The organism is Enterobacter sp. HG048, from assembly GCF_024702055.1.
GTDB lineage: Bacteria > Pseudomonadota > Gammaproteobacteria > Enterobacterales > Enterobacteriaceae > Enterobacter > Enterobacter dykesii.
Map to the genome: position 1 here is coordinate 17,918 of NZ_JANLIZ010000003.1, position 11,405 is coordinate 29,322.

Here is an 11,405-nt window from a genome sequence, read left to right on the forward strand (position 1 = left end):
AAACAGTAAATACACAAAATCATTCATGCTGGATCAAGGCGGCAAGTCTGAGAATCCCCAGGAGCTTACTTAAGTAAGTGACTGGGGTGAACAGACGTAGCCAACGCAGAGGCAGCTTGAAGGATGAAGTGTATTAAAAATGCCCCGTCAGGACATCAGCTGACGGGGCTAATGAGGCGGTTATTTTACGCTGACATCGATACCCGGGAAGTACTTATCAGCGAGTTTAGCGATCGTGCCGTCGGCACGTACTTTATCGATCGCGGCATCAAGCTGCTTTTTGGTGGCCTCGTCACCTTTACGCAACCCAAAACCGATCCCACTGCCGAGGATAGTGTCGTCAGACACCGGTTTGCCGATGAAGCCAAACCCTTTCCCCTGCGGCTTGCTGAGGAAACCTGCCTGCCCGGCCGCGGACATGACCAGCGAGGCGTCGATACGGCCATTCAGCAGATCGCCCCAGGCCATATTCTGATCTTTATAAGACACCACGGTGACACCCTGCTTTTCCCAGTGCTCTTTGGCATAGGTTTCCTGAATGGATCCCTGCAGTACGCCGATGGTTTTGCCCTTCAGCCCTTCTGGCGTTGCCTCAACCGCCGTGCCGGCCTTGCCGACCAGCTGCGACGGAATACGGTAAATCGGCTGGGTAAAATCAATGCTCTTCCGGCGCTGCTCGGTGATGTTCATCGCCGAGTTGATGGCGTCAAATTTCTTCGCCACCAGCCCCGGGATCAGCGCATCAAAGGAGGTTTCAACCCAGCTGCACTTCAGCGCTGCCGCTTTGCAGATGGCATTCCCCAGCTCAACGTCAAACCCTTCCAGTTCGCCCGCCGCATTGCGGCTCTCAAACGGCGGGTATTCCGCTTCCAGACCGTAACGCAGCTCGGTGGCCGCGAAGGAAGAAAAAGTACACAGCAATCCCATGCCGACAACTAACGCGCGTAATTTCATCTAATACTCCTCAGCGTGGTTTAACCCGACACAGGGCCTGGGCACCTGCCCGTAACGTCGCCTCATCTTTCGCAAAAGAGAGACGAATCAATTTATTATCCGTACCGTCCGCATAAAACGCCGACAGCGGAATGGTGGCAACGCCGTACTCAACGATCAGCCGTTTCACCAGCTCGCTGTCGCGTTCGTCGCTGAACTGGCTGTAGTCCGCCAGCATGAAGAACGATCCGGCGCTCGGCAGCAGCGTAAACGGTGAATCGGCCAGCAGGCTGTGCAGCAGATCGCGCTTGCGCTGGTAAAACGCAGACAGCGATAGCCAGGTTTGCGGGTCGACCATATGCTCAGCAAACGCGTGCTGCATTGGCGTATCGGCAGAAAACATTAAAAATTGATGCACTTTACAAATCTCGTCCATCAGTACCGCCGGTGCAACACAGTAACCCACGCGCCATCCGGTGACGTGATAGGTTTTTCCGAAAGAGGAAATAATCACGCTGCGCTCCGCCAGCTGCGGGTGCGTGGCCATCCCGTGGTGCGGCTCACCGTCAAAAACGACGTGTTCGTACACTTCGTCAGACAAAATAATGATGTCGGTGTTGCGCGTCAGCGCCGCCAGCTGCTGCAGGTCACTGGCGGAGAAGACCTGACCGCTCGGGTTGTGCGGCGTATTGATGATGATCATGCGCGTGCGCGGCGTGATCGCGGCGCGAACCTCATCCCAGTTGACGGCAAAATCCGGCACCGTGAGCTTGATGGCGATCGGGGTTGCCCCCTGCAGACGAACAATCGGCGCGTAGCTGTCAAAGGACGGCTCAAAGTAGATCACCTCATCGCCCGGATGTACCAGCCCGCTAATCGCCGAATAGAGCCCTTCGCTGGCGCTGGCGGTCACCAGCACCTCGCTGGCAGGGTCATACTGCGTGCCGTAGAGCGTAGCAATTTTATCGGCAATACGTTCCCTGAGCGGCTGCAGGCCGGTCATCGACGCGTACTGGTTGTGCCCCGCCTCCATTGCGCGGGTGACGCCCGCAATCAGCTTCGGGTCGCAGGAAAAATTCGGTGCGCCCTGAGAAAGGTTAATCGCGTTATGCTGCGCCGAGAGCTGGCCGATAACGGTAAAAATGGTGGTTCCCACATCCGGCAGTTTGGAGCGCGTTTGCACAGGCGTTCGTAAAGTCATCCTCTTTCCCTTCTCATGGATATTGCATAACTATTCAAACAACATCTGTGCTGTCGGGACAATCGAATTGTTGTCATAATAGCCATGAGAAAAATGCATAGCTGAGGTGTTTTCTATGTTACGCCGTTCGCTCCCCCTTAATGCCATCGACGCATTTTTAGTCACCGCGCGTCACCTCAATCTTACCCATGCCGCGGCGGAACTGTGTCTGACGCAGGGGGCCGTGAGCCGTAAGATTGCCTCTCTTGAGGCGTGGTTTGGCTTTCCGCTTTTTGAACGCCACGCGCGCGGGCTACGCCTCTCACCGCAGGGTAGCGCCCTGCTTCCGGAGCTGCAGTCCGCTTTCGAGCAACTGCTGTCCGTGGCCGACCAGGCCCGCAGCCAGCACACGGTGATCCGGCTGAAGGCCCCCACCTGCGCTATGCGCTGGCTGGTACCGCGCCTGCTGGAGGTGGAGCGCGAGCATCCGGACCTGCAGATCGCGCTGACCACCACCACCGATCACAACGTCAATTTCAAAACCGAATCTTACGACGCGGCCATCGTGTTCGGCACGCACATGAGCGCAGGCGATCTGCTGTTCGACGAGGCGCTCACCCCGGTGATAAGCCCGGTGCGGGCAGGAGCAGCGCTGGGATCGCTGACGTTTCTGCACCCCACAAGGGATAAGACGGACTGGTCGCTGTGGCTGGCGAAACAGGAAGGTCCAGGCTTTGCCATGCACAAAAATCAACACTTCGACACGATGGATCTCGCCATTACGGCCGCCATTCAGGGGCTCGGCGTCGCCATCGCCGACGAAACGCTGGTGGCAGAAGATGTTCACGCTGGAAGGCTGGTACGGCCCTATGAGGCAAACATAAAAACCGGCGCAAGCTACCGGCTGGTGCTGCGCGAAACGCCAGGCGAGGAAAATGGTCTCGCGGCGTTTCGCGCCTGTTTGCTTAATCGAGGCTGACGTGGTGCTTCATCACCCGCTTGAAGAGGCTCATGCGGGCGCGCATAAAGCGGTTTTCAAGCCTGAAAGCTGCATGTTTATTCGCGCCAATGCGTAACAGAACGTCCCGCCCTTTACGGCACGCGGGCCAGTGCGTCGGCCCGGGCAGGATGTCGCGACGACCCGCGTCACGCGCAAAACTCACCCAGTAATCGGCCACCTGGGCAGCAAACTGCAGATCCCGCTCATTGACATACTGACGAGAAGGCTCCACCTGGCCGAGCGTATCGAAGACGTAGGGCACCTCGTTGCCGTGCCAGGCGCCGTTGACATAGGTGGCATGTTCCGCTTCCGCGACATAGTCAAACCAGTAACGCCAGCACAGTCCACCGACGCGCTGCTGGGCCTGCATCACCACATAGCCCATCGTGGTGAACGCCATGTCGCGGCACACCTGTCTGCCCAGCTCTTCATCGCCCTTCACGCCCGGATAGAGCAGCTTAATCAGCCCCAGCCCGAAGCGGCGCTCCCGGCGAAGCTTCTGAATTTGTCCGGCGAGATCGATGCCAAACACCGCCATCACGCTGGCTTCATCGCTGTTAGAGCCAATCATCACCGGCACCTGATGCTGACGGGCAGCGAAAAAGACGTCCAGCATGGCTTCCGGCAGAACACAGTCTCCAGCGATAGGCGCCGGGGCGACGTTCAGCGGCGCGGTGAGCGGCCAGAACGCCTCGGGTGGGATCGCGCGCAGCTGCCCGGCAGTCGCATTTTCCAGACCGAAATGGGCGGCCAGCGCTTCCCCTTTTTGCAGCGCCTGCTCGCGCGGCGTGTCAGGCAACGTGTATCCGCTTTGCACAATCGCCTTATGGAATAATCCTGCTGCCAGCGGAGAGGCCAGCAGAGAAAGCACGCTGCGCGCGCCAGCGGATTCGCCAAACAGGGTCACATTAGCGGGATCCCCGCCAAACCCGGCGATATTCTCCCGCACCCATTCGAGCGCGGCGATCTGATCCAGCAGGGCAAAATTATGCACCACGCGCCCTTCCTCGCCTTCCAGCGCGGGATGGGCGAAAAAGCCGAGATGGCCGAGACGGTAGTTAATCGTGACCACAACCACGCCGCGCGTGGCCAGCGCTTTGCCGTTATACGGCGGCAGGCCCCCGGCACCAATCGTAAACCCGCCTCCGTGCAGCCAGACCATAACCGGGAGCGGCTCGGCCCGCTCTGCGGGAGACCAGACGTTAAGGTAGAGGCAGTCTTCGGAAAACTGGCCCGGATCGCCCCCGCCCAGCTCCTGACAATACTCGCTGCTTTGCCAGCTTGAGGCGGAGAAGGCCTTGGCCTCACGCAGGCCATCCCAGGGTTCAGGCGGCTGGGGCGAGCGCCAGCGCCACTCCCCCACGGGCGGTGCGGCGTAGGGAATACCGCACCAGACGTGGACATTTTCATCGGTTAAACCAGACAGTGCGCCCTGGCGCGTTTCAACCACAGGGGCGGAAGGATTTTGCATAACGACCTTAATTTTTCCATCACACCCCAGCAGAGTAACGATTTCAGAGCAAACCGCAACGCTGTTTGCTACGCGTTTCAGCCTCCTGGTAGAGCGTAAACTCGTCATACACCGGGCAGTCCAGCGCGTCTTCAAACGCATCGCGGCTGGCGTTACCGTGGCTGCGGGCCTGGGTTTCGTTCCCGAGATTGGACTGGAAAATCCCCGCGGCGCTGACCGGGAGGAAATCTTCATAGGTGATCGGCTGGGCAACCACCCATCCGCGCTCGATCAGCGGCTGAGGATCGTCGCCCGGACGAAACGCATGCCGATGCGCTTCCCCGGCTGGCGTCAGGCGGTAGCGGAAATAAGCCAGCTCCTGACGGCGCATGAGCATTTCGCTGTCCGGGAAGGCGCTAAAGATCTCCCGCAGGTGCAGCTGATGCGTCAGGTTATCTTTGCCGGTACCGGCCTGGGCGAGGAGGCTATCGTACAGTTCCCGGCCTTTTTGCGTCAGCGCCACGCCGCGCTGCTCAATCTCACCGAAGCGCGCGGTGTGGGTTCCTTTATGTTCCCCGGCAAACAGCACCGGCTCTTCCAGCGCCTTGAAGCTGGTTTGACGCAGTAATACGGGCACCTCGCGACGCGGCGGGCCTTCAATCAGTATTTTTGGCTCAATACCGTACTTCGGCATCAGCTCCTGCACCCGGTCAATATCCAGCGTGCGCGGCGTGAGGTGGTTAATATGGCAGCCCGGGAAGCAGACCACGTCGGCAATCAGGCGATGCTCGTTGCTCAGGGCCAGATAGGTCTCCCGATCGACCGTCGCATGGCGGTGCCAGCGGAAGGTTTCCACCGCTTCCTGCACAAACTCGTGGGCCTGTGCGTCAGTAAAGTGCCCTTCCGACTCGTGGAGGTCGAGCAGTTCCACACAGCGGGGGGTGAAGATGTTCCGGTGAGAGAGGATCTCCGCGGCACGTTCGCGCAGCGCGACGTTTTCAATCAGCTCAAGACGCAGCAGCGAGGTAAAGATACGAAACGGATTCCGGCACAGCGCTGCGTCGTCTATCGGACGAAACGCCGTAGAGTGGACAGGCACCCCCGCCTGAGAGAGATCGTAATAGCTGACCGGGTACATGCCCATAATGGCAAACATACGGCGCAGGGTTGAAAGTTCCTGTGCCGTGCCGACGCGGATCGCCCCGTGACGCTCCACGTTCAGGCGCGCAAGCTCATCGGCGTTAGCCAGTTGTTCATGTAATAGTGGATTATTTTCCAGAACCGCCAGGTTTACGTCCGCAACCAGTTCGAGCAAGGTGCCGTACTGCGGAACTTCCTGCTGGTACATCGCCGACATAGCCTGCGAAAAGTGTTCCCGAATGTCATCAGCCGTGATGGTGTTCGCCATGATGTCATGCCTCCAGTGAATATTACCTGGAGTGTAGAGAAACCCGTTCCTTCCGGGGGGAAAGATTTCTGATTTGTGATCTTAAGACGACAGTGGTCAAACCGTGCGCTACGGGTCCCTGAACAGCGCCGAACGGAACCGCCCTTTATGCTCAACGCTTTTATCCAGGATTTTCCTTATAATTATTTAGGGTTCCGCTTTCTAGCTATAAAGGAGTATTTTTTGGCTCTCTCCTGAATGCAAATTAACCAATTCGAGTACGCCATTATTTTTATCCTCACCTTTCAAATTTTTAGCCTTAAGTTAGGATTAATCTGAATGGTTGTTTACAAGTCCTTCCTGTCTATCCATATTTCCATTTTAAGCGAAGCGCAAATTTACAAATATTTAAAAATAACGCAACCGCAAATAGCAAAACGCATTTGACGGATGCCGAACAGCGACTAGAGTTATTACTCGAACGACGAGTGATACGGAATATTTTTCGTATCGTACTGACATAACCAATATATGACTATGAGGTTTAATATGGCAGAGCATCGTGGTGGTTCCGGTAATTTCGCTGAAGACCGTGAAAAAGCATCAGAAGCTGGACGTAAAGGTGGCCAGCATAGCGGTGGGAACTTTAAAAACGATCCGCAACGCGCATCTGAAGCGGGTAAGAAAGGGGGGCAGAACAGTCACGGCGGAGGCCGTAAATCTGATAACTCCTGATCTTATTTAATACTCTTTTAATAATACCAGAGAGCATGCTGCGGGCTGAAAAGCTCGCAGTACCCTTTCTTTATTTTACCGGAGCGTAATTATTATGAATATGAAAAGCGTCGAGGATGTCTTTATTCATCTTCTGTCGGATACCTACAGCGCAGAAAAGCAGCTTACCCGAGCGTTAAGCAAGCTTGCCCGCGCCGCGTCCAGCGAGAAGCTGAGCGCCGCTTTTACCGCGCACCTGGAAGAGACGCAGGGTCAGATCGAACGTATCGACCAAATCGTCGAGCAGGAAGACGGTATCAAGCTTAAGCGCATGAAATGCGTGGCGATGGAAGGCTTAATTGAAGAAGCCAACGAAGTCATCGAAAGCACGGAAAAAAATGAAGTACGTGATGCCGCACTTATTGCCGCCGCGCAAAAAGTCGAACATTACGAAATTGCCAGCTACGGTACCCTTGCCACATTAGCAGAACAACTGGGCTATAAAAAAGCCGTTAAGCTTCTTGCCGAAACGCTGGAAGAAGAAAAAGAGACCGACCTTAAACTCACCGATCTGGCCGTAGGAAATATTAACCAAAAAGCGCAGAAATGACGTAATAAAAAGGTTAAATAAAATGAGCATCAGTCCCAGGACTATTAAACGGTGCCATTTAGCGGCAGCCATAATATGGTTCATTCTCGCTATCCCCTCTGTAATATGGTGGAAGAATAGCGTGCTATGGGTCATTATCATCAGTATTTACGCCAATATTGTCGGCCATTTATCTGGCTACAGTGCCGCGCGTGCCGATCAGGCTGCTGAAAGTGAGACCAAATAAGCGAACCCCTAATGAGGATACAACGATGAATCACGTAGAACACTACCATGACTGGCTACGCGATGCCCATGCGATGGAAAAGCAAGCCGAATCTATGCTGGAATCCATGGCCAGCCGTATCGATAATTATCCTGATGTTCGCGCCAGAATTGAGCAGCATATTAATGAGACAAAACGGCAAATTACATTGCTGGAAGAAATCCTCGACCGTAATGATATTTCTCGTTCGGTTTTAAAAGATTCGATGAGCAAAATGGCGGCGCTCGGGCAGTCTATTGGCGGCATGTTCCCGTCGGATGAGATCGTGAAGGGCTCGATCAGCGGCTATGTTTTCGAACAATTTGAAATTGCCTGTTATACCTCCCTGCTGGCGGCGGCCAAAAAAGCGGGCGACACCGCCTCGATACCTGCGATTGAGACGATTCTGGCTGAGGAACGCGAAATGGCCGACTGGCTGATTCGTCATATTCCGCAGACCACGGAACAGTTCCTGCTGCGTTCTGACGCATCGGGTGTAGAAGCGAAAAAATAACCCGGGAGAATCGCCATGTTCCGACACGTCAAACAGCTGCAATACACGGTTCGCGTTGCCGAACCGAACCCTGGCCTCGCCAACCTTTTACTGGAACAGTTCGGTGGGCCCCAGGGCGAACTGGCTGCCGCCTGCCGCTACTTTACGCAAGGATTAAGCGATGACGATCCGGGCCGTAAAGATATGCTGATGGATATCGCGACCGAGGAGCTAAGCCACCTCGAAATCATCGGTACTTTGGTCGGCATGCTGAATAAAGGCGCCAAAGGCGCTCTGGCGGAAGGGGTGGAAAACGAGGCTGAGCTGTATCGGTCCATGACCGAAAACGGCAATGACAGCCACATCACCTCCCTGCTCTACGGTGGCGGCACCCCGCTCACTAACTCTGCGGGCGTGCCCTGGACGGCAGCCTACGTCGATACCATCGGCGAGCCTACGGCGGACCTGCGCTCAAACGTGGCAGCTGAGGCACGAGCGAAAATCATCTATGAACGGCTGATCAACGTGACCGACGATCCCGGAGTAAAAGATGCGCTGGCGTTTCTGATGACGCGCGAGGCGGCGCATCAGCTCTCCTTTGAGAAGGCGCTGCAGTCCATCCGTAATAATTTCCCACCGGGAAAACTGCCGCCAATCGAGGAATTCACCAACAAGTACTACAATATGTCTGAAGGTGGAGAGGTTCGCGGAAGCTGGAACAGCGATAAACATTTCGATTACGTTGAGTCCCCCCAGCCTGCGGTTGACGGCGGCGATGGCAGCGCAAGCGTCACGCTCACAACCGAACAGGCAACCCTGGTCAAGGCGATGTCTGCCCGCACGAAGTCCGATCCACATTCTGACCCGCTGACCGGTGCCGAGCTGGGTGCCGGTAAGACTAAACCGTAATCGGTTTTGCCGGGCAGCCATAAACTGCCCGGCAATTCTCGTGCCCCATCGTTTCAGAGGTACGGACCATGTTCGAACTCGACGCGTTCCATCTGGCCAGAATTCAGTTCGCTTTTACCGTCTCGTTCCATATCCTTTTTCCCGCGATCACCATCGGCCTCGCCAGCTATCTGGTGGTGCTGGAGGGCATGTGGCTGCGCACCAAAAACGACGTCTGGCGATCGTTGTACCACTTCTGGCTCAAGATATTTGCCGTTAACTTTGGGATGGGCGTCGTTTCCGGCCTGGTCATGGCGTACCAGTTTGGCACTAACTGGAGCGGGTTCTCTCAGTTTGCAGGCAGTATCACCGGCCCGCTTCTGACCTATGAGGTGTTAACCGCCTTCTTCCTGGAGGCCGGATTCCTTGGCGTCATGATGTTCGGCTGGAATAAGGTCGGCCCGGGCCTGCACTTCTTTTCAACCTGCATGGTGGCGCTCGGCACGCTGATGTCGACCTTCTGGATCCTCGCCTCCAACAGCTGGATGCATACGCCGCAGGGCTTCACTATTGAGAACGGACAGGTTATCCCGCAGGACTGGCTGGCGATCGTCTTTAATCCCTCCTTCCCTTATCGCCTGATTCATATGGCTATCGCCGCGTTTCTGAGCAGCGCGCTGTTTGTCGGCGCGTCGGGCGCATGGCACCTGCTGCGCGGTAACGATACCCCCGCCGTCCGCACCATGTTTTCCATGGCAATGTGGATGGCGCTGCTGGTCGCCCCTATCCAGGCGGTCGTGGGCGATATGCACGGCCTGAACACGCTTGAGCATCAGCCGGCCAAAATTGCCGCCATTGAGGGGCACTGGGAAAATCCGCCGGGCGAGGCCACTCCGCTGCTGCTGTTTGGCCTGCCGGATATGGATGAAGAGCGCACCAAATACGGTCTTGAGATCCCCGCGCTCGGCAGCCTTATCCTGACCCACAGTCTGGATAAGCAGGTCCCGGCGCTGAAGGATTTTCCGAAAGAAGATCGGCCAAACTCGACCATCGTTTTCTGGTCGTTCCGCGTCATGGTCGGGATGGGGCTGCTGATGATTACCCTCGGGCTGATTAGCGTCTGGCTGCGCTATCGTCATCGACTTTACCACTCGCGTCCGTTCCACTGGTTTGCCCTCTGCATGGGGCCTGCCGGGCTGCTGGCGCTGCTCGCCGGCTGGGTGACCACCGAGGTGGGCCGTCAGCCGTGGGTGGTCTACGGCTATCTGCGCACCATCGACGCGGTATCGCTGCACAGCACCCTGCAGATGAGCATCAGCCTGCTGGCGTTCTTCGTTGTCTACTCATCCGTGTTTGGCGTGGGCTATGTTTATCTTATCCGGCTGATTAAGAAAGGTCCGCAGCCCGTCGATACGCTGACGTCAAACACCTCGGGCACGCCTGCCCGTCCGCTGTCTGCCGCGGAGTCTGTTCCGGAAGAGGAGAGAATCTGATGGGCGTCGATATCGCAGTGATTTGGTTTGCCATCATCGTGTTTGCCACGCTGATGTACATCATTATGGACGGCTTCGATCTGGGGATTGGCCTGCTGTTTAACTTCGTGGGCGATGCGAAAGAGCGCGACGTGATGGTCAACAGCGTGGCGCCGGTCTGGGACGGCAACGAGACCTGGCTGGTGCTCGGTGGCGCGGGCCTTTTCGGCGCGTTTCCGCTGGCCTATGCGGTCATTATTGATGCGCTGACGATACCCCTCACCGCGATGCTGATCGGCCTCATCTTTCGCGGCGTCGCCTTTGAGTTCCGCTTCAAAGCCACGCCCTCGCACCGCAAGTTCTGGGACTACTCCTTTGCCGGCGGCTCCCTGCTTGCCACCTTCAGCCAGGGCGTGGTGGTAGGGGCCGTGATCAACGGCTTTGACGTCGAAGGCCGACGTTTTGTCGGCTCTGCGCTAGACTGGCTCACCCCCTTCAACCTCTTCTGCGGCATCGGGCTGGTCGTCGCCTACACGCTGCTGGGCACCACCTGGCTCATCATGAAAAGCGAAGGCGCGCTGCAGGCCCGCATGCGCGAGCTGACCCGCCACGTGCTGCTGGCACTGATGGTCGTCATCGCTGTGGTGAGCATCTGGACGCCGCTCGGCTGGCAGTACGTGGCCGAGCGCTGGTTTACCCTGCCCAACTTCTTCTGGTTCCTGCCGGTTCCGCTGCTGGTCGGGCTGTTCAGCGTGCTGATATGGCGACTGACCCGCAACCCGGCCAGCCACGCGCGCCCCTTCCTGCTGACGCTGGGGCTTATTTTCCTCGGGTTTAGCGGCCTGGGTATCAGCCTCTGGCCAAACATTATTCCGCCGCACATCACCCTGTGGGAAGCCGCGGCCCCGCCCGCCAGCCAGCTGTTCATGCTGGTAGGCACGTTGCTGATTATTCCGGTGATCCTGGTGTACACCGCCTGGAGCTACTACGTCTTCCGCGGCAAAGTGTCGGATACTGAAGGCTATCACTGAGGA

12 protein-coding genes are annotated in these 11,405 nt (G+C 56.9%); 8 read left to right on the forward strand and 4 right to left on the reverse strand.

What is annotated here, in order from left to right:
* Nucleotides 1-180 precede the first annotated feature (180 nt).
* Nucleotides 181-954 (reverse strand): transporter substrate-binding domain-containing protein, encoded by a 774-nt coding sequence (locus tag NUX24_RS05580; protein WP_025756391.1) that lies wholly within the window; start codon nt 952-954, stop codon nt 181-183.
* A gap of 10 nt (nt 955-964) precedes the next feature.
* Nucleotides 965-2,134 carry a pyridoxal phosphate-dependent aminotransferase gene (locus tag NUX24_RS05585; RefSeq protein ID WP_047651261.1) on the reverse strand — a complete coding sequence of 390 codons (1,170 nt, stop codon included), beginning with the start codon at nt 2,132-2,134 and terminating at the stop codon, nt 965-967.
* A 115-nt stretch (nt 2,135-2,249) separates the two neighbouring features.
* On the opposite strand from NUX24_RS05585, the gene NUX24_RS05590 reads away from it, so the two are divergent.
* Nucleotides 2,250-3,092, forward strand: a complete 843-nt coding sequence (locus NUX24_RS05590; RefSeq protein WP_257830190.1) for a LysR family transcriptional regulator — start codon at nt 2,250-2,252, stop codon at nt 3,090-3,092.
* Here NUX24_RS05590 and NUX24_RS05595 read toward each other — a convergent pair.
* Together NUX24_RS05595 and NUX24_RS05600 are read right to left on the reverse strand one after the other, a co-directional pair.
* A complete protein-coding gene (locus NUX24_RS05595) occupies nt 3,079-4,584 on the reverse strand; it encodes a carboxylesterase/lipase family protein (protein WP_257830191.1) in 1,506 nt (501 codons plus the stop codon). The two genes, NUX24_RS05590 and NUX24_RS05595, sit on opposite strands and share 14 nt — an antisense overlap.
* Nucleotides 4,585-4,627: 43 nt before the next feature.
* Entirely contained in the window at nt 4,628-5,971 is a 1,344-nt protein-coding gene (locus tag NUX24_RS05600; protein WP_257830192.1) for a VOC family protein, read from the reverse strand.
* Between the two features lie 528 nt (nt 5,972-6,499).
* On the opposite strand from NUX24_RS05600, the gene NUX24_RS05605 reads away from it, so the two are divergent.
* From NUX24_RS05605 to cydB, 7 genes are all read left to right on the forward strand, one after another.
* The gene (locus NUX24_RS05605; RefSeq protein WP_004150795.1) at nt 6,500-6,685 is read left to right on the forward strand and encodes a general stress protein; all 186 of its coding nucleotides are present in this window, start codon (nt 6,500-6,502) and stop codon (nt 6,683-6,685) included.
* Between the two features lie 94 nt (nt 6,686-6,779).
* On the forward strand, nt 6,780-7,274 hold the full coding sequence (locus NUX24_RS05610; RefSeq protein WP_008502272.1) for a ferritin-like domain-containing protein: 495 nt from the start codon (nt 6,780-6,782) through the stop codon (nt 7,272-7,274).
* Between the two features lie 22 nt (nt 7,275-7,296).
* On the forward strand, nt 7,297-7,500 hold the full coding sequence (locus NUX24_RS05615) for a hypothetical protein (protein WP_008502273.1): 204 nt from the start codon (nt 7,297-7,299) through the stop codon (nt 7,498-7,500).
* 25 nt (nt 7,501-7,525) lie between these two features.
* Entirely contained in the window at nt 7,526-8,032 is a 507-nt protein-coding gene (locus NUX24_RS05620; RefSeq protein ID WP_014883791.1) for a ferritin-like domain-containing protein, read from the forward strand.
* Nucleotides 8,033-8,047: 15 nt separating this feature from the next.
* Nucleotides 8,048-8,920 carry a manganese catalase family protein gene (locus NUX24_RS05625; protein ID WP_008502274.1) on the forward strand — a complete coding sequence of 291 codons (873 nt, stop codon included), beginning with the start codon at nt 8,048-8,050 and terminating at the stop codon, nt 8,918-8,920.
* A gap of 68 nt (nt 8,921-8,988) precedes the next feature.
* Complete coding sequence (locus tag NUX24_RS05630) at nt 8,989-10,392, forward strand: cytochrome ubiquinol oxidase subunit I (RefSeq protein ID WP_047651256.1); 1,404 nt, start codon at nt 8,989-8,991, stop codon at nt 10,390-10,392.
* Nucleotides 10,392-11,402 carry a cytochrome d ubiquinol oxidase subunit II gene (gene cydB, locus NUX24_RS05635; protein ID WP_047651255.1) on the forward strand — a complete coding sequence of 337 codons (1,011 nt, stop codon included), beginning with the start codon at nt 10,392-10,394 and terminating at the stop codon, nt 11,400-11,402. Before NUX24_RS05630 ends, cydB begins: the two co-directional genes overlap by 1 nt.
* The last annotated feature ends 3 nt before the right edge of the window (nt 11,403-11,405 follow it).

What these genes read in the sequence shown, in the direction of transcription:
- NUX24_RS05580 (WP_025756391.1), bottom strand. Translation starts at nt 954, where the DNA reads ATGAAATTACGCGCGTTAGTTGTCGGCATGGGATTGCTGTGTACTTTT.
- NUX24_RS05585 (WP_047651261.1), bottom strand. Translation starts at nt 2,134, where the DNA reads ATGACTTTACGAACGCCTGTGCAAACGCGCTCCAAACTGCCGGATGTG.
- NUX24_RS05590 (WP_257830190.1), top strand. Translation starts at nt 2,250, where the DNA reads ATGTTACGCCGTTCGCTCCCCCTTAATGCCATCGACGCATTTTTAGTC.
- NUX24_RS05595 (WP_257830191.1), bottom strand. Translation starts at nt 4,584, where the DNA reads ATGCAAAATCCTTCCGCCCCTGTGGTTGAAACGCGCCAGGGCGCACTG.
- NUX24_RS05600 (WP_257830192.1), bottom strand. Translation starts at nt 5,971, where the DNA reads ATGGCGAACACCATCACGGCTGATGACATTCGGGAACACTTTTCGCAG.
- NUX24_RS05605 (WP_004150795.1), top strand. Translation starts at nt 6,500, where the DNA reads ATGGCAGAGCATCGTGGTGGTTCCGGTAATTTCGCTGAAGACCGTGAA.
- NUX24_RS05610 (WP_008502272.1), top strand. Translation starts at nt 6,780, where the DNA reads ATGAATATGAAAAGCGTCGAGGATGTCTTTATTCATCTTCTGTCGGAT.
- NUX24_RS05615 (WP_008502273.1), top strand. Translation starts at nt 7,297, where the DNA reads ATGAGCATCAGTCCCAGGACTATTAAACGGTGCCATTTAGCGGCAGCC.
- NUX24_RS05620 (WP_014883791.1), top strand. Translation starts at nt 7,526, where the DNA reads ATGAATCACGTAGAACACTACCATGACTGGCTACGCGATGCCCATGCG.
- NUX24_RS05625 (WP_008502274.1), top strand. Translation starts at nt 8,048, where the DNA reads ATGTTCCGACACGTCAAACAGCTGCAATACACGGTTCGCGTTGCCGAA.
- NUX24_RS05630 (WP_047651256.1), top strand. Translation starts at nt 8,989, where the DNA reads ATGTTCGAACTCGACGCGTTCCATCTGGCCAGAATTCAGTTCGCTTTT.
- cydB (WP_047651255.1), top strand. Translation starts at nt 10,392, where the DNA reads ATGGGCGTCGATATCGCAGTGATTTGGTTTGCCATCATCGTGTTTGCC.